Origin of the sequence: Flagellimonas myxillae (assembly GCF_023502235.1) — a bacterium.
Lineage (GTDB): Bacteria > Bacteroidota > Bacteroidia > Flavobacteriales > Flavobacteriaceae > Flagellimonas > Flagellimonas myxillae.
On the sequence record NZ_JAMFLY010000001.1, the window covers coordinates 797,140 to 815,124 of the forward strand.

At 41.7% G+C, this 17,985-nt stretch carries 17 protein-coding genes; 8 read left to right on the plus strand and 9 right to left on the minus strand.

Annotation, left to right across the window (positions count from 1 at the left end; genetic code table 11):
• Positions 1 to 57: 57 nt before the first annotated feature.
• Positions 58 to 1,005: a glycosyltransferase family 2 protein gene (locus tag M3P07_RS03610; protein ID WP_249968533.1), complete on the minus strand. Its 948-nt coding sequence runs from the start codon at positions 1,003 to 1,005 to the stop codon at positions 58 to 60.
• Between the two features lie 42 nt (positions 1,006 to 1,047).
• On the minus strand, positions 1,048 to 1,569 hold the full coding sequence (locus M3P07_RS03615; protein ID WP_249968534.1) for a DUF4199 domain-containing protein: 522 nt from the start codon (positions 1,567 to 1,569) through the stop codon (positions 1,048 to 1,050).
• A gap of 163 nt (positions 1,570 to 1,732) precedes the next feature.
• Here M3P07_RS03615 and M3P07_RS03620 point away from each other — a divergent pair, with 163 nt between their 5' ends.
• The 3 genes from M3P07_RS03620 to M3P07_RS03630 all read left to right on the plus strand — a co-directional run bounded on the left by M3P07_RS03620 (position 1,733) and on the right by M3P07_RS03630 (position 3,881).
• Entirely contained in the window at positions 1,733 to 2,002 is a 270-nt protein-coding gene (locus tag M3P07_RS03620) for a type B 50S ribosomal protein L31 (protein ID WP_116183112.1), read from the plus strand.
• Positions 2,003 to 2,085: 83 nt separating this feature from the next.
• Complete coding sequence (locus tag M3P07_RS03625; protein WP_249968535.1) at positions 2,086 to 3,261, plus strand: GlmU family protein; 1,176 nt, start codon at positions 2,086 to 2,088, stop codon at positions 3,259 to 3,261.
• Between the two features lie 149 nt (positions 3,262 to 3,410).
• Positions 3,411 to 3,881 carry a YybH family protein gene (locus M3P07_RS03630; protein ID WP_249968536.1) on the plus strand — a complete coding sequence of 157 codons (471 nt, stop codon included), beginning with the start codon at positions 3,411 to 3,413 and terminating at the stop codon, positions 3,879 to 3,881.
• A 34-nt stretch (positions 3,882 to 3,915) separates the two neighbouring features.
• On the opposite strand, the gene M3P07_RS03635 is transcribed toward M3P07_RS03630, so the two are convergent.
• Entirely contained in the window at positions 3,916 to 5,676 is a 1,761-nt protein-coding gene (locus tag M3P07_RS03635) for an SGNH/GDSL hydrolase family protein (RefSeq protein ID WP_249968537.1), read from the minus strand.
• Positions 5,677 to 5,863: 187 nt separating this feature from the next.
• On the opposite strand from M3P07_RS03635, the gene mtaB reads away from it, so the two are divergent.
• On the plus strand, positions 5,864 to 7,192 hold the full coding sequence (gene mtaB / locus M3P07_RS03640) for a tRNA (N(6)-L-threonylcarbamoyladenosine(37)-C(2))-methylthiotransferase MtaB (RefSeq protein WP_249968538.1): 1,329 nt from the start codon (positions 5,864 to 5,866) through the stop codon (positions 7,190 to 7,192).
• Positions 7,193 to 7,239: 47 nt separating this feature from the next.
• On the opposite strand, the gene M3P07_RS03645 is transcribed toward mtaB, so the two are convergent.
• The gene (locus tag M3P07_RS03645) at positions 7,240 to 7,533 is read right to left on the minus strand and encodes a GNAT family N-acetyltransferase (RefSeq protein WP_073176257.1); all 294 of its coding nucleotides are present in this window, start codon (positions 7,531 to 7,533) and stop codon (positions 7,240 to 7,242) included.
• A 190-nt stretch (positions 7,534 to 7,723) separates the two neighbouring features.
• Between M3P07_RS03645 and M3P07_RS03650 the strand changes: the two genes are divergently transcribed.
• Entirely contained in the window at positions 7,724 to 8,371 is a 648-nt protein-coding gene (locus M3P07_RS03650; protein WP_249969438.1) for an alpha/beta hydrolase, read from the plus strand.
• A 27-nt stretch (positions 8,372 to 8,398) separates the two neighbouring features.
• Positions 8,399 to 9,367, plus strand: coding sequence for a lytic transglycosylase domain-containing protein (locus tag M3P07_RS03655; RefSeq protein ID WP_249968539.1), 969 nt, complete (start codon positions 8,399 to 8,401; stop codon positions 9,365 to 9,367).
• Between the two features lie 178 nt (positions 9,368 to 9,545).
• Here M3P07_RS03655 and M3P07_RS03660 read toward each other — a convergent pair whose 3' ends face one another.
• The 3 genes from M3P07_RS03660 to M3P07_RS03670 form a co-directional block, all read right to left on the minus strand.
• The gene (locus tag M3P07_RS03660) at positions 9,546 to 10,115 is read right to left on the minus strand and encodes an MlaD family protein (protein ID WP_249968540.1); all 570 of its coding nucleotides are present in this window, start codon (positions 10,113 to 10,115) and stop codon (positions 9,546 to 9,548) included.
• A 337-nt stretch (positions 10,116 to 10,452) separates the two neighbouring features.
• On the minus strand, positions 10,453 to 11,106 hold the full coding sequence (locus M3P07_RS03665) for a suppressor of fused domain protein (RefSeq protein WP_249968541.1): 654 nt from the start codon (positions 11,104 to 11,106) through the stop codon (positions 10,453 to 10,455).
• A 246-nt stretch (positions 11,107 to 11,352) separates the two neighbouring features.
• On the minus strand, positions 11,353 to 11,868 hold the full coding sequence (locus M3P07_RS03670) for a DUF2892 domain-containing protein (protein ID WP_249968542.1): 516 nt from the start codon (positions 11,866 to 11,868) through the stop codon (positions 11,353 to 11,355).
• Between the two features lie 168 nt (positions 11,869 to 12,036).
• On the opposite strand from M3P07_RS03670, the gene rpmH reads away from it, so the two are divergent.
• Both rpmH and carB read left to right on the plus strand, forming a co-directional pair.
• Positions 12,037 to 12,195, plus strand: coding sequence for a 50S ribosomal protein L34 (gene rpmH / locus M3P07_RS03675; protein WP_073176261.1), 159 nt, complete (start codon positions 12,037 to 12,039; stop codon positions 12,193 to 12,195).
• A gap of 102 nt (positions 12,196 to 12,297) precedes the next feature.
• Positions 12,298 to 15,150 carry a carbamoyl-phosphate synthase large subunit gene (carB, locus tag M3P07_RS03680; protein ID WP_249968543.1) on the plus strand — a complete coding sequence of 951 codons (2,853 nt, stop codon included), beginning with the start codon at positions 12,298 to 12,300 and terminating at the stop codon, positions 15,148 to 15,150.
• Between the two features lie 9 nt (positions 15,151 to 15,159).
• Here carB and M3P07_RS03685 read toward each other — a convergent pair whose 3' ends face one another.
• Positions 15,160 to 16,002, minus strand: coding sequence for a hypothetical protein (locus M3P07_RS03685; RefSeq protein WP_249968544.1), 843 nt, complete (start codon positions 16,000 to 16,002; stop codon positions 15,160 to 15,162).
• Between the two features lie 167 nt (positions 16,003 to 16,169).
• Positions 16,170 to 17,912 (minus strand): autotransporter outer membrane beta-barrel domain-containing protein, encoded by a 1,743-nt coding sequence (locus M3P07_RS03690; RefSeq protein WP_249968545.1) that lies wholly within the window; start codon positions 17,910 to 17,912, stop codon positions 16,170 to 16,172.
• Positions 17,913 to 17,985 lie beyond the last annotated feature (73 nt).

Here is a 17,985-nt window from a genome sequence, read left to right on the forward strand (position 1 = left end):
AATTGTAATGTAGTATTTTCCCGTTAAAAGTACGAAGAATCTGAAATTGCGCCCCTTCTAAATATTAATTTTATTGGAGATGCTGTAACGGGTGTCATTTTTTCTTGAACGCACCATAATCTCTCCTAAAAAACCGGCTAAAAAAAGTTGGGTACCTATGATCATTGCAGTCAGGGCAATATAAAACTGTGGGCGGTCGGTGATCAAACGACCTGTTGGGTTAAGAAACAATTTGTCAACGCCGAGATAAATGGAAAACCCAAAGCCGATTAAAAACATGATAACCCCGAGCGCCCCGAACAGATGCATGGGGCGTCTTCCAAACTTGGATACAAACCAGATGGTGATCAAATCCAGGAAGCCATTGATAAATCGCTCTGCCCCAAATTTGGTGCTGCCATATTTTCTGGCCTGGTGTTGCACCACTTTTTCAGTGATTTTCGAAAATCCAGCGTTCTTGGCCAACACCGGTATATATCTGTGCATCTCACCATAGACCTCAATGTTTTTAACGACAGCTTGATTAAAAGCCTTTAGGCCGCAATTGAAATCGTGGAGGCGGACTCCCGAAGTACGGCGTGCTGCCCAATTGAAAAGTTTGGAGGGTATATTCTTGGCGATAACCGAATCGTAGCGTTTCTTTTTCCAGCCTGAAACGATATGAAATCCCTCTTCCTTGACCATTTTGTAAAGCTCTGGAATCTCCTCAGGATTGTCTTGTAAGTCGGCATCCATGGTTATGACCACTTCGCCGAGGGCGGCTTTAAACCCAGCGTGCAACGCTTGGGACTTCCCATAATTTTTTAGGAACCGGATCCCCTTTACATTAGCGTTGGCACTGGACAACTTTTCGATGGTTTTCCAGGAATCGTCGGTGCTTCCATCATCAATAAAAATAACTTCATATACAAAACGATTGGACTGCATAACAGATGCAATCCAATCATGGAGTTCAATTAGGGATTCCTGTTCGTTAAGTAAGGGGATTACAATGGAAATTTGCATTGTTGCTTTCTGGAATTCCCTTCAAAAGTAGCATTTTTTGGCTTAGTAAGCGGGTTTGTCCTTTTTCATGATAAGACCGGCAATGAGGCTTACCACAAATCCAAAAACCACCGAAATAATCATAAAAACCGCCATGATAACCCAGAAAAAACGCTTTTGCATTTCAATTCCCTGATTGACCTGTTCTGCGGTCAGGTTGGGATTCTGTTCCATCATCTGTTGTTTTCCCACTTCATAGGCCTCCTCCATAAAATTTGGCTCAATGATGTTAGAAAAGATTAAAAAATAAATAGTGCCCACTACAAAGCTGATAGCTGCTACGCCCGCTCCCATTTTTAGGGCGTCAATTAAATTGAGATAACCCCCGTTGGCTTTTTTGTATTGCATAACTGCCAACACAACAAAGATGGCCAGAATGGCAAACTGAACAGCTTGGATGCCCATACTTCTTTCGTGATGCATATCGGCAAAATAGAGCATGAGGGAAAACACGATTCCCGCAGCTCCTGCCAAAGCACCAAAATTTAGTGAGAACCGGCCCACTTTTGGTTTATTTTCTTCCATTTTATTCGAAATTAAAGGTTGTTAGCAGTATGTTAGTGATAGTTGTTAAGGTTTTGTTACAGCTAAAGTTAGATTTTTTCTTTTTTAATGGATTTAGGTTGTTGTTCTAAAAGAAATCATTAAATTTGCACCTCGAAAATTCTGAGATTAAGTATTTAAGGCGATGAGAAAAGATATACACCCAGAGAATTATAGATTGGTAGCATTTAAAGACATGTCAAATGACGATGTTTTTATCACAAAATCTACCGCTGAGGCCAAGGAGACCATTACCGTTGATGGGGTAGAGTATCCGTTGGTTAAATTGGAAATCTCAAGAACTTCCCATCCTTACTATACTGGGAAGACCAAGTTGGTCGATACCGCTGGTAGAATTGACAAATTCAAAAATAAATACAAGAAATTCAGCAAGGAAGAAAAGAAGGCGGAATAGTCGAATTTTCTTAATAAATATATAATGCGCCCTTGATTTTTAATCAAGGGCGTTTTTTATTTTTACATCCAGAAACAACCAATATGAATTATATCCTTGCCGACGGCCCAAGAAGGGATGCGCTACTTCCCTTTACATTTACCAGACCAGTTGCGGAGATACGAATAGGAATATTGACCATAAAGGAAAAATGGGAACGACGCCTCAATACTCCAGTGAGTTTTAAAACCGAGGAATACCTTTCTGAAAAGTTTCCCATGGTTTCGGAAAAGGAAAACATCATCATTGACGGTTCCATTGTCCCGGATAAGGGATTATCGGAAATGGTTCAATCCCTCGTAGGGAATGAGGCCATTCAATACGGAGACAGGGTTGTAGCTTACCATACCACTGCCCCTAGTTCCGAACCCGATTTCTCTAAATACAAGATAAAAGAGTACCATGGCGACTTGATCACAGTTGATTTTACCTGGGATATTTTCTCCAAAAATGGAGAGGCGCTTCAAGCCGATTATGATTTTCTTACGGAAGGAAGGCAAAGTGCCCCTATTTCGAATACCAACAAACTTATCGCTTCGGACAACATTTTTTTGGAGGATGGTGCAAGCGTTGAACACAGTATTTTGAATGCCTCTGAGGGCCCAATCTATGTGGGTGAAAATGCCCAGATTTGGGAAGGGGGACTTATTCGAGGTGCATTGGCCCTTTGCGATAGTGCCGTGGTGAAGATGGGAGCCAAAATTTACGGACCTACAACCGTTGGACCCCATGGAAAGGTGTGCGGAGAGATAAGCAACTCTGTTATTTTTGGCTATTCCAGTAAGGGACATGAGGGATATTTGGGCAATGCTGTGTTAGGGGAATGGTGCAATATTGGCGCAGATTCCAATAATTCAAACTTAAAGAACAATTATGCCAAGGTGCGTATGTGGAATTATGAGACGGAGACCTTTGATCATACGGGACTTCAGTTTTGTGGCCTAATGATGGGAGACCATAGCAAGACCGCAATCAACACCATGTTCAATACAGGGACGGTAATTGGGGTAAACTCCAACATTTACGTTCCAGGATTCCCGAGAAACTTTATTCCAAGTTTTAGTTGGGGTGGAGCCTCCGGATTCTCAACATATATGCCCAAAAGAGCCTTTGAAGCCGCCAAGGTTATGATGTCCAGAAGAGGAAAGGAGTTTGATGACAAAGAGGCTCGAATTTTGGAGCATGTTTTTGAACTCACAAAAAAGTGGAGAAACTACTAGCATTTTCATTTGGATTCGTTTGTGGCCTAAGAATCCCAAGTTATGGCCAAATTGTTTTTGATCGAGTACCTTAAGACGGATTGAAGATGCCCTCTGGTTTGTTTCATTTACAATTAACTACCTTGTTCAAATACAACAAATCAAACAAAATGAGATTTTTCACAAGCATTGCCCTTTTGATTTTAATTGTCTCTGGCTGTAAACCTGAAACAGAGAATCTAGTAAAAACACAACTCAATACAGAACCAGAGAAGGAGGCCATTAAATCCACACTTGTTGCCATGTGGGACGCCATTGAACAGGGAGATGTGGAACGTTATGCTACCTATGTACATCCAGATTTCACACAATTTGGGGAAACCGATTCCATTCTTAGCGTAGGGAAAGAAACGGAAGTCAAGGGTGTGGCAGCATGGGTAAAGGACTCCGAGGGCATTCATACCGAAATGGATGAGCCGTTGGTGACGGTAAAAGGCGATGTTGCTTGGATCACCTATTATTGGCGTGACTATGGCATCACAAACGGGGAACCATTCAACTCGAGAGGTAAGTCCACCAGGATTTTTGTGAAAGAATCGGGTAAATGGCTATGTATTCATGGGCACTACACCCTGTTATAAGAGTGCACTAAATGAAATCATCAAAACCGTCCCGTTAATCCGTTTGGAGAACTTTCACCATTTCTTGTGCAATAAGCGCATATCCTTTACTGTTCGGATGTAGCCCGTCCGTAAAGAGGGATTCGTCCAACGCTCCATTTTCAAGCAACAGGGGAGTACCAATATCTGCATAATGCACATTTTCGCCATCTGCTATTTTCGAAATTTTAAGGTTTAGCTTTTTGATGTCTTCCTCCTTATCGGTTCGGGGTAAAATTCCCATGATGAACAACTTGCTCTTCGGCTGTCGTACTTGGATTGCCTGTATCAAATTTTGGAGACCCTCCAAAATCTCGGATTCGCTGTTGAGATGCAAATTATTGGTCCCAATCATTAACACAACCTTTTCGGCCTCAAATCCGTCCAATTCATCATGATGTACCCGCCAAAGTACATTTTCGATACGGTCCCAACCAGATCCAAAATTTTGTATGCCCAAAGGAACCATGACCGATTTCCAAGAATCTGCTCCATTGACTATGGTGGAAGCGGGCGTTCCTCCCCAAAAATTGATTATGGAATCTCCAAAAAGACAGATTTTGGGTGGGTTTACCACATTGGATTCCAAAATTTCCTGATGTCTATCCTCCCACTTGTAAACCGAAATATCCCTGCTTTGGGTTGTGGGTACCGTTGTGGAAATTGTCCCAACAGGTTCTTTGAGCACCTCCCGAATCAATTTTTCGTAAGCATCGGTGTATTGGATCATCCCAAAATCGTTGGGGTGGATAATGTCCACGAAAGAATCAAACCCTAGCTGAATTGCGTCTTTGGTCAGAAGGTAAATATCTTCATAGCCGTCCGCTATCAATTGGTCATAAATCTTGGTCAATTCCTGGTTTAAGGGTTCGTACCTCTTTTTGTTTTCCTCGTTGGTAAAATCGTCCGCATAACCCACATGAGCCGTTAGGATTATGGGGGTGTTTGGTCTCTTTTCCCGGAGTTTTTTCACTGCGTTCCAAGTTAGCAGATAGGTGTTATGCCGGGTTGGACTCAAATTTGGTAAGCAATCCAAGATGTATAATTTGGCGTCAATTTCCGACATTAAGTCAATGAGGGCAGGTTCCAATCTTCCGTTGCCGGAGAATCCCAAATTTATAATGGACCGGTCCAGCCGACGCTCGAGTATGTTGGTCCACGCCATCCCGGGTCTCGAGGCGCAAGCTCCTTGACAGATGGAGGTACCGTAAGCCACTATGGGCTTTTCTTTTCTTTGGGGTAACGGCTTTAAAAAAGAGGTTTCCGCTATCCCAATTTCAAGATTTTCGATTTCATTGTAAAGGGGCAAGAAGAGTTGGTATTCCCGACCATATTTGTTGTAAGTTTTCGAATTGGATTCAATGGTGAAGGTATAGGTACTTTCCTTGTCAAGAGCATAAAATCCCCAAAACCGAAGCCAATCTCCATGCTCGGTTTTCCCATATAAATCCAAGCCACTGACGCCAGTTGCAGGCATGTGTGGCATTGAAATCCCACCTTTAAGTGTATATTTTACTTGGATGCTTGGGGCGTTGCTCCAAAATCTAATGGATAGACCTGCTGCCTGTTTTGAAAGGCCCCAAACCGGAGGTCTCACATTTTTCTCTGCTCTTGCGGGAAGTCTGTGGTATTGGGACTTTACCTCTTCAGGCCATGCTTGACCAGATATGACCGGGAATTCGTTTTCGGCCGGATTCCACCAACGTAGATTGGCTTTCTCCTGCGCCGATACCTGAAAAAGGGAGGCTATAAAAGCTAAGAGCAGAATTTTCTTCATTGTATTGTTTTTGGATTGCCTAAACCGACAACGAAAATAACCCAAGTTTTGTGCATTCTCCAAGAAAGTGTGGGTAAGATATCCTTAATAGGACTTATTGGGACCACCCAACATGCGCAACACCTGCCTAACCTTCCTAAGTCCCAATGAATCATTATCTTTGCAGGCCAAAATTCAGTAAGGTTCAATGAACAAAAAGGTCGCATTTTACACTTTGGGCTGCAAGCTAAATTTCTCAGAAACTTCGACCATTGCAAGAAGTTTTGAAAAGGAGGACTTTGATCGTGTGGATTTTGCTGAAAAGGCGGATATCTACGTGATCAATACTTGCTCGGTTACGGAAAATGCCGACAAGCGCTTTAAGACCATTGTAAAACAGGCCCAGAAAAACAATCCGGATGCCTTTGTGGCCGCCGTGGGTTGCTATGCCCAATTGAAGCCCGAAGAGTTGGCTGCCGTGGATGGGGTGGACCTTGTTTTGGGCGCGACGGAAAAATTCAAGATTACCGATTACCTGAACGATCTTTCCAAAAATATGCAGGGAGAAGTCCATTCCTGTGAAATTGAAGATGCGGATTTTTATGTGGGGAGCTATGCCATTGGTGACAGAACCCGTGCTTTTTTAAAGGTCCAGGATGGGTGCGATTATAAATGCACCTACTGTACAATTCCATTGGCAAGGGGCATATCGCGAAGCGATACCTTGGAAAATGTGCTTAAAAATGCCATTGAAATTGCCTCCAAGGACATTAAGGAAATTGTGTTGACGGGTGTAAATATTGGTGATTACGGGAAAGGGGAATTTGGCAATAAGAAGCATCAGCATACCTTCTTCGAATTGGTGCAAGCCTTGGACAAGGTTGAAGGAATTCACAGATTACGAATCTCCTCCATAGAACCAAATCTGCTAAAGAACGAAACCATCGATTTTGTATCCAAGAGTAGGTCGTTTGTGCCGCATTTCCATATTCCATTGCAGAGTGGAAGTGATGAAATCCTGAAGAAAATGCGTCGCAGATATTTGTCGAATCTTTATGTGGACAGGGTAAATCGAATTAAACAGACCATGCCCCATGCCTGTATTGGGGTAGATGTCATCGTTGGCTTCCCTGGGGAGACCGAAGAACAGTTTTTGGAAACCTACCATTTTTTAAATGATCTGGATATTTCCTATCTCCATGTGTTCACGTATTCTGAAAGGGACAACACCTTGGCTTCCGAAATGGAAAATCCAGTACCCAAGAACGTTCGAAGCAAGCGAAGCAAAATGTTGCGTGGCCTTTCGGCCAAAAAGCGCCGTGCTTTCTACGAGGGTCAGTTGGGTAGTACCCGTACTGTTCTTTTTGAAGGCGAAAACAAATCGGGGTACATCCACGGGTTTACCGAAAACTATGTGAAAGTAAAAGCACCATGGAACCCTGGGTTGGTGAATACCTTACACCAAGTGGAACTTACTGAGATAGATGAAGATGGCCTGGTCCGGTTTGAGTTTGTTCCAGAAAGGGTATTGGTATAAAAAAACCTCTCAAAAAGAGAGGTTTCAATTAGTCTTGATTTTTTGGATTAGATACGTATTCCTACTGGGAGCATCTCTTTGTATTGTCTGTTCTTTCTTAAAAAACCTGCAATGTGCGGACTTGTGGGTACCACGCGGAGGTTTTTTTCTTGGATTTCATGCAAAACGGCCTTAATAAATGTTTCTTTAAAACCTTCTTGGGTAATTTCCTCGGGGATGACCAATTTGGTCAAAAATACTTTACGTTCTTGCGAGGAGTACTCAATTTTAGCCAAATGGCCATCAACCCTAGTTTCAAATTGGCGTAAGAAACTATTGTCATTAATTTCCATTTCTGTCATATAGTATTGTTTTAAAATTGACACAGCACATTACCAAAGCGGTAATTGTAAAATCTTCCTTTTGGCTATTTGTTCAAAATCAATGGGGCCTGTTGCAAAAGGGACACAAAATTAGTCAAAAAATTGTTAATTTCCTAGCCCAATTGATATTAGGGAAGAAATGCCCCACTCCAAAATCCACCTTTATTTAATGCCTGGGATGGCAGCCAACCCATCCATCTTCGACGGAATCAATTTACCAAAAGAGACCTTTGAGCTCCATAAATTACAATGGTTTGTTCCTGATAAGGGAATGGACCTGAGGCAATATGCCCAGAAAATGGTTTCCCAAATACCACATAAAAACCCAGTATTGCTCGGCGTTTCTTTTGGTGGGATGTTGGTGCAGGAAATGGCAAAGCTAATGGATGTTCAAAAAGTAATCGTGGTATCAGCAGTTAAGAGCCAGGCCGAACTTCCCAAAAAAATGTGGCTGGCCAAACACACCAAAGCCCACAAGCTTCTACCGACAGGCTTGGTAAACAACGTAGAATTTTTAGCGAGATATGCTTTCGGGGAGAAAGCGACCAAACGGTTGGAACTCTATGAAAAATATTTATCCGTCCGGGACAAAAGGTACATCGACTGGTCCATAGATAACATTGTGAACTGGAACCAAGATACCCCACCTCCTAATCTGGTGCACATCCACGGGGATAAAGATGCCGTATTTCCCATTGCAAATATCAAAGATTGCATGGTGGTCAAAAACGGAACCCATACCATGATCATCCATCGCGCGAGATGGTTCAAGGAGCATCTTCCGGCAATTATTTTAGAAGAAGGAAGTTCTATATAGTATCTTTATCCAACAATAAGGTGTACTATGAAACAGATTAAAAACGTATTGGCGGTAATCGGACTTTTGGTAGTAGTGGGAAGCTTAATTTTTGCAGTACAGTCCAAACCTGAGGATTACGTTCAGATGGAATCAACGGAACAGGAGAGTGAAAACGATAAAAATGTGGCTGATGGGTATCGCATCAGTGCTATCGAAATACCGGAAGACCTCAACTTTGCGGGTGAGCCTGTGCCCTTTGATGACCCTGAAGTCATGGAGCGGGTAGATCGTGAGTTTTTAGTAAACACTTATTGGCAGTCCAATGCCTTGTTGCTGATGAAAAGAGCCAACAAGTACTTTCCCATTATAGAACCCATATTGGCCAAAAATGGTATTCCGGATGATTTTAAGTATTTGGCCGTGGCCGAAAGCGCACTTATTGATGTGGCATCCCCAAAGGGCGCTGCGGGAATGTGGCATTTTATGCGGGCCACCGGAAGGGAATATGGACTCGAGGTCAATGCCAATGTTGATGAGCGCTATCATATTGAAAAATCTACCCAAGCTGCCTGTGAATATATCAACAAATGGAAAAAACGCTTTGGGACTTGGACACTTACCGCTGCATCATATAATGCAGGTCCAGGTGGAGTGCAGAAATACATGAATATCCAAAAAGTGGACAACTATTATGATCTTTTATTGGGCCAGGAGACTGGGCGCTATGTTTTTCGAATTTTGGCCCTCAAGGAAATCCTTTCCAACCCTGATAAGTATGGATTTGAAGTGGGGCAGGAGGATTTTTATAAAACAGTACCCACCTTTTCCGTTCAAGTAGATACCGCAGTCACAAGCTGGGCAGATTTTGCCAAACTTTATGAAATCAACTACAAAATCCTAAAAAGACATAATCCCTGGTTGCGCGAACCCCATTTGAACAATGCTTCCCGTAAAAAATATGTTATTGAGATTCCGAACAAAGGGTATTACCGGAACATGAGTGCTGGGGAATAAAAGACTAAAACCCAAATTTCAAGCACCAATTTCCAAAGCAAAATTGCATTACATTTCACATATGGCTATTGGACATGGCAGACTTTTGAAAACTTATCTAACACATATTAGCGAAAATGAAACATTATACTTGCGCTTCTCCAGCCATTGTAAATAACTTTTGTTAGCTCCATGTGCTTTACTCCTTCTCTAAAAGTCTCTCCACATTCTTATTTAATCGCTTTAATTCCAATAATATTGAGTCTTGTGTTGTCTTTCTACCAGGGTCCAAGAGTTTATCAACAAATTCCAATGCATTGTCAATATTTAACTCTTTGTCAAAATCAATCTTCTGCTTTTGACCTTCAATCTGTTGTCCGTCTTTAAACATTTCAATATCCAGACCAGGGTATACCTCAATTGCCGCTACTCCTAAAAAGTCCTTTGTTAAATATGCTCTTGAATCAGATGGTAGACCATACTCTTTATTAATGGAAATGGTTGTAACAACTTTATTGTCCTGTCCCAGCTTTATTGTTCGCACTTGTCCTATTGTGATGCCATTTAATTTCACTTGTGAATTTGTTGTAAGTCCGTCAGCGTCGTTAAACAAAACCGTTAATTCATAGTCATCACTTGAGAACAAATTACAGCTGGTCAATAAAGTTGCTGTAAGAATTATTTGAAGTGTTTTTACTGTCATTCTACCGTAATTAAATCGTTCAAGTCGTTTTGAAGCATAGGCGCTAACAATTAAGTTAAAAATCATTTTAATGATTTTCTAGCGACCTATAAGTGAAGTTGTGGGTTTTTGAATTGGAAAGCTATGCCAAATTGATGGACGGCCCTTTTGAATTGACGAATCGGTGTATTGCTTAGTTACTGTTCTTGAGAAACGATAATAAAAAGAGTAGAAGAATTTTGACAAATGTTTAAAAATCTGAATTCCAAGCACCGAATTCCAAAACTAACTTTGGATTACACTAGTCGGTCTCGATTATTAGTAGTTGCATTAGTTAGTACTTACTTTTGCAAGCCTGCCTGCCCCAAGCTTGTCGAATGGTGTGTTTGAACAAGCAATTGCTAATTACAATGGTTAGTGATTGTTACTGTTTTCTTTTTAAGTCTGTAATCAATAGTGGATTCTCTTTTGTTAACCTATCTAGTAAGATCTTAGCTTCTGTCGTTTTAGGATTTTGTTTTAGTTGCTCGTATTCTGTCGTGGTAATTCCTACCATCTGTAAAAACTGAACATGCCCATTGGGCGTCTCAATTATTCCCATTTCAGGATCTTCAATAAATGCAATTGCGGAAATATCAGTTTCCGTATTTAATCTAATTGGGCCATTTGCAGGAATGAAATGGTAATCTTCAAACCACTTTTCACTATTGAAAACATATTTTGCAAGGTTCTGCATTAAGGATATCACCCATTTAGGTTCTTCTTTATCTTCTTCAAATGGGATTAGCCTAAACGTAAATTCAAATCCCCAACCACTAAATTCTTGTCCACAGTTCTCTAAATCATAGTACAAATTGGACATTCCATAGGATACAAAATGGTAGTGGTCTTGTTGATTTTTACTTTCAAATATACTTACACCATCCAAAGGGTCTTCGCCTCCAAGCCCATATTTATCAAGAGTACCATAATGTTTGGGTTCTTGGTTTGTATATAATTCCTCTGTTAGTTTATCTATGCTCAACCAACCAACAGCATCATCTTCTTTAAACTTTTTTTTATACTCGTCTTTATTCATTGTCCCATTTCATTATAACTGCTTACGATTAAGCCAAAAAAATATTTCAAGCGACTAAAATCAAGTTATTGGCTTTTAATCTGAAAATGAATGCTAAATTGACGGATTGCCCTTTTGAATTGACGAATGACTTTGAATCACCCAAATTTTAAAGTACGAAGAAAGTAAAAGGGCCATTCTAACAATCAAATTTCAAAAAAGAAAATTGGTGTTTACGAGCTTGTGTTTGAACTTGAAATTTACGGATCAGATTTTCTTCATTTGCTGCTGCATCATCTTGATCTGCTCTGTAAGCATGTTGTTTTTGTCCAATTTCTTGGCTTCCTGCAGCAATTGTGTGGCTTCGCGCTTTCTTCGCTTCTGCATGGAAATCCCTGCCAAGCTCAACTTGGCCATGGCAAGATCATAATCCATGGTCAATCCTAGCTTAATGGCCTTCTTAAAATACTTCTCGGCCTGGGTAAGGTTCTTTTGTGAATAAATAATACCATGTAGGTAATTGTAATATCCCTGCTGCTTTGTAGTAAGGGCTGCTTCAGGGTTCTTTATTTTGGACAACCATTTTTGGGTACCCTCCATATCTTGCTTTCGCATCCTCAAAAATGCCAACAAGATCATTTCATTCCTGAAATAAAGAAAGATAAAAATCAGGGAAAGCAATATTAGCGAGATACCATTGCCAATATAGCCTTCAACGAACTGATAACCGGAATATCCCACGATAAGGGCTGCAATGACTAGTTTTATATTTTTGTTGAACATTTTGAAATGCGGTTTTAGCTGAAATTAGGAGCAGGCAAAAGTACTAAAAACTAAATTAAATATTTTTATTTTGCACTTGTCAAAGTAAAAACTCTTCGTATATTTGCGCCCAGAATTTTTCGGGTAGTTTTATCTCCCATCAACAAAATCCATTAAAAGAGTTCCGAAATGAAAAGAACGTATCAGCCGTCAAAGAGGAAGAGAAGAAACAAACATGGTTTTAGAGAACGCATGGCGACTGCCAATGGTAGAAAAGTTCTTGCTAGAAGAAGAGCGAAGGGAAGAAAGAAAATATCTGTTTCATCAGAACCACGTCATAAGAAATAATGACTGTAAATAACTTTTTAATAAAGGTGCTACTTTTTCAAGATTAGCACCTTTTTTTTGACCTAATTTTGAAAAATTTGATAACGAGTAACCCTATTTAGAATGCCCAAAAGAAAAGATCTTAAATCGATTTTGATTATTGGTTCTGGCCCTATCATTATTGGTCAGGCATGTGAGTTTGATTATTCCGGTTCCCAATCCCTAAGATCCCTTCGCGAAGATGGTATAGAAACCATCTTGATCAATAGCAATCCTGCTACAATCATGACGGATCCGGCCATGGCGGACCATGTGTACCTGAAACCCTTGACCACGAAATCCATTATTGAGATTTTAAAGAATCACCCCAATATTGATGCGGTTTTACCGACCATGGGGGGGCAAACAGCCTTGAATCTCTGTATTGAAGCTGACGAAAAAGGTATTTGGGAAGATTTTGGAGTAGAGATCATCGGTGTGGATATCGATGCGATCAATATCACTGAAGATAGGGAAAAGTTCCGCGAATTGATGTTGAAAATAGGCATCGGAATGCCTCCGCAAGCATCAGCAACCTCCTTTCTAAAAGGAAAGGAAATAGCCCAAGAATTTGGATTTCCATTAGTGATAAGGGCATCATTCACACTTGGTGGGGCAGGGGCATCCATTGTTTATGACCCAGAAGATTTTGACACCCAATTAAGTCATGGGCTGGAAGTTTCCCCCATACACGAGGTGATGATTGATAAGGCTCTAATGGGATGGAAAGAATACGAATTGGAGTTGCTTCGGGATAAAAATGACAATGTCGTCATCATTTGTACCATTGAAAATATGGACCCCATGGGTATCCACACAGGAGATTCCATTACTGTGGCCCCTGCAATGACACTTTCGGATAGGACTTTCCAAAGGATGCGGGACATGGCGATCCACATGATGCGCAGCATTGGGGATTTTGCCGGTGGATGTAATGTACAGTTTGCGGTGAGCCCGGATGAGAAAGAGGATATAATTGCCATCGAGATCAACCCAAGGGTTTCCCGATCTTCCGCTCTGGCTTCCAAAGCAACAGGATATCCAATTGCAAAAATTGCCACCAAATTGGCCATTGGGTATACCTTGGACGAGCTAGACAATCAAATCACCAAATCTACATCAGCCTTATTTGAGCCCACATTGGATTACGTCATCGTAAAAATTCCACGATGGAACTTTGATAAGTTCGAAGGTTCCGACCGAACCTTGGGACTACAGATGAAATCCGTGGGAGAGGTGATGGGAATTGGTCGTTCCTTCCAAGAGGCATTGCATAAAGCCACCCAATCGCTTGAAATCAAACGAAATGGGCTTGGCGCCGATGGTAAGGGATACAAAGATTACGACAAAATCATCCAAAAACTAAAAGTCCCAAGTTGGGATAGGGTTTTTGTGCTTTATGATGCCATCCAGCTTGGAATTCCCTTAAAGACCATCCATGATATTACCAAAATAGATATGTGGTTCCTAAAACAATATGAGGAATTGCACTATTTGGAGATGGAGATTTCCAAGTACACAGTGGAAAGTCTCCCAAAGGCTTTGTTGTTGGAGGCCAAACAAAAGGGTTTTGCCGACCGGCAGATTGCCCACATGTTGGATTGTTATGAAAGCGAGGTGCACAAAAAGAGAATGGCGTTGAACATCAACAGGGTATACAAGTTGGTGGACACCTGTGCCGCAGAATTCAAGGCAATGACGCCCTACTATTATTCCACTTTTGAGGAAGAGATAGAAACGGCTGATGGAAAACGTTTTGTGGCTAATGACAGTGAGGTTACTGATAGAAAGAAAATTGTGGTTTTGGGTTCGGGCCCTAACCGGATTGGACAAGGAATCGAGTTTGATTACTGCTGTGTGCATGGCGTTTTGGCCGCCGCGGAATGCGGGTACGAAACGGTAATGATCAATTGTAATCCTGAAACGGTTTCCACGGATTTTGACACTGCGGATAAACTCTATTTTGAGCCCGTTTTCTGGGAACACATTTATGATATCATCCTTCATGAAAAACCGGAAGGGGTAATCGTACAGCTTGGGGGACAAACAGCGCTGAAATTGGCCGAAAAGTTGGATCGCTATGGCATCAACATCATCGGCACTAGTTTTGAGTCCTTGGATTTGGCCGAGGATAGGGGTAGTTTTTCAACCTTGTTAAAGGATAATAATATCCCTTATCCAAGATTTGGCGTTGCTGAGACCGCCGACGAGGCCCTTGAACTTGCCGACGAGCTTAACTTTCCCTTATTGGTCCGGCCGTCTTATGTTCTTGGGGGCCAGGGGATGAAAATTGTCATCAATAAGGAGGAGCTGGAGGCTCATGTGGTGGATTTGCTCCGAAGCATTCCGAACAACAAACTTTTGTTGGACCACTATTTGGATGGAGCCATAGAAGCTGAGGCCGATGCCATTTGTGATGGGGATGAGGTCTATATCATTGGAATTATGGAGCATATTGAGCCATGTGGTATCCATTCAGGGGATTCCAATGCAACCTTACCTCCCTTTAATTTGGGTGAGTTTGTGATGCAGCAGATCAAGGACCACACTAAGAAAATTGCCTTGGCCCTTAATACTGTGGGACTCATCAATATCCAATTTGCCATTAAAGATGACATTGTTTATATCATCGAGGCAAACCCAAGAGCGTCACGGACCGTTCCGTTTATTGCAAAAGCCTATGGGGAACCGTACGTAAACTATGCAACCAAGGTGATGTTGGGAGAGAAAAAGGTAAAAGATTTTGAATTTAAGCCGCATTTGGACGGTTATGCCATCAAACAACCGGTGTTCTCGTTCAATAAATTCCCCAATGTGAACAAGAACTTGGGTCCAGAAATGAAAAGTACAGGAGAAAGTATCCTGTTTATAGATAGTTTGAAGGATGACGATTTCTACAACCTATACTCGCGTAGAAAAATGTACCTGAGCAAATAATTTCCGGAATCAATCCTGTATTTGAATGGCATCGCAGGTACCTGAAAAAGGTACCCCGTTGTAGCCAAAGGCATAGGTGATCAGTCCAACATATACGGTGTTCTCAAAAGAGGGTGCCGTTCCTGGTAAATCCCCTGTTTCGTTGTACATTATCCAGTCATCCGCAACGGATTCGTACTCCAAATTGGGCAATTGCCAGTATACTTTTATGGTCCGATTTTCGAGTCCCACAATTCTAATGTCGGCCCTTCCGTCGGGTACTGTATTAGCGCCGATATCGTTTACACTGGAATTTCCGTTCAGGGTGTTTTTTCCTTCGATGGTAAAATGTGTATTACCTCGATGACCAACCACCACATGTGCTGAATTTACATCGTTTAAGTCTTCTACATGAACCTGGACACCGCAGAAAATGTAAAGAGAGCCGGAGGGCGTTGGTGCAGTTTGTGAATCTTCCAAGGTTCCAATGCCAATATTACGGGCAATAAATTCGAATGGGAAGGAAACCTCCTTGGCATCCAATCTTCCTTGCTCATTGTTAAAATGAAGTGTTTTATCATCTTCATTATCGGTGAGTTCCGCTAGGTAACGGCCCTCATTTCGGCCAATATCTGGGAGGGCACTTTCGTTGTTGGTCACAAAATCAACCAAGTCACCTGTTCCTTCAAAATCAAAGAGTTCAAAGGATTCATCGGAAACATTTTCTTGTTCGTCAGATTCGTCTTGATTTTGATCGGCTTGTTCATCATGTTGCTGATTGTCGCCTTCCTCTGAGAAGGGTTCAATTTCCGCGGAGCAGCCCAACAAAAATAACGGCATTGCAATGTAGAATAGTAGGATTTTCTTCTTCATGGTATGGGTAATGGTCTGGAATATAACGGTATAGTGTCTGCATAAAGTATACCGTTCATCGAAAACCAAACCGCATGAAAAAGTGCAGTTGGCACAAGAATTCTTGACTAAAACTGAAAAATTGCGCCAACAATTGTTGGGAAATCAGACCTGAATGTGGGAGCGGTTTATTTCGGATTTTTGTTATCCGCTTGCTCTAGTTTATCCAATCGTTCCATCAAAAGGTCGATGGTTTTGTTCTGCTGAGACAAAACTTCGTTTAGACTTTTAAGACGATCAATTTCTTTTTGCTGTTGAATTGTGTAGAGCGTCAATTCTTCAATTTTTTGCAACAATTTGGCATCCATGATACCAAGATCTATCCCATTTTCCTCAACAGTCTTAGCACTGGGAATGTTTGGAAGATGTCTGTTTTTGGCAATATAATCAGCTACTTCCTCCAAAGACATCAAATTAAACTCCTCTCCAAAAACAAAGTCTGGCCAAGCCCCTTCAAGTTCCACCTTAACTCCTTCGGCGATAACGTTCCCTGCCACGGCCAACATATAGCCTTGGGGATTGGTAGTTCCAATGCTTACGTTCCCAGTGGTATAAGAAATATCGTTTCCTGAAGTCACCCATTGCGAGCTCTCAATGGCGGATCCGTTTAGTAGAATATTGGTTGCGTTCATGGTTCCGGCCACGTCAAGTGTAAAGTTGGGGTCGTTGGTTCCTATTCCAACGTTTCCTGCGGTATAGAAGGCTTCATCCGCGTTCAAGCTCCAAACTTGGCTTGGCAAGGCAGATCCATTCAAAAGGATGTTTGTAGCATTTAAAGTTCCCGCAACATCCAATGTGAAGTCGGGGTCATTGGTTCCGATACCGACATTTCCGGTATTATAAAAGGCCTCATCCGCGTTCAAGCTCCAAATTTGGCTTGGCAAGGCAGATCCATTCAAAAGGATGTTTGTTGCGTTCAAAGTTCCCGCAACATCCAATGTGAAATCGGGGTCATTTGTTCCGATACCGACGTTTCCGGTATTATAAAAGGCCTCATCCGCGTTTAAGCTCCAAACCTGGCTTGGTAATGCAGCTCCGTTCAGGAGGATATTTGTGGCATTGAAAGTACCTGCTACATCCAAAGTAAAGTTGGGGTCGTTGGTTCCGATACCGACGTTGCCAGTCGTATAGAAGGCCTCATCAGCGTTTAAACTCCAAACCTGGCTTGGCAAGGCAGCTCCATTTAAAAGTATGTCTGTGGCATTCAAGGTACCTGCTACATCCAATGTAAAGTTGGGGTCATTGGTTCCAATACCCACATTTCCTGCATTGTAGAATGCCTCACTGGCATTCAAGCTCCACACAGGTTGTTCCAATGCAGAACCGTTTAAAAAGATACTTGTGGCATTCAAAGACCCGTTTACGTCCAAATTAAAACCTGGAGTATTCGTTCCTATACCTACATTGCCAGCGTTATAAAACGCGTCGTTCCCATTGGCACTCCAAAGGGGATTTTCCAAAGGGGAGCCATTTAAAAAGATACTTGTGGCATTCAAAGACCCATTTACATCCAAATTAAACCCTGGGGTGTTTGTTCCGATCCCGACATTGCCTGCGTTGTAAAAGGCGTCGTTCCCGTTGGCATTCCACAAGGGGTTTTCCAAGGGTGAGCCATTCAAGAATATTGTTGTTGCATTTAGAGATCCACTTACATCCAAATTATACCCTGGTGTGTTGGTACCAATGCCCACATTACCTATGTTGTAAAAAATATCATCTGTAACAATGGACCATGGAGAACTTTGAAGTTGTGTTCCATTGAGAAATAGCTCCGATGCGTTGATAGAGCCCATTACCTCCAGATTATAGCCTGGAGTCAAGGTTCCGATACCAACGTTACCCGATGCTGGAAATGAGTTTTGTCCCAGCATTGTTGCTGTGAAAAGAAAAATTAGAACTGTGCTAAATAAAGTAATTGTCTTTCTCATTATCTACCTTCAAAGG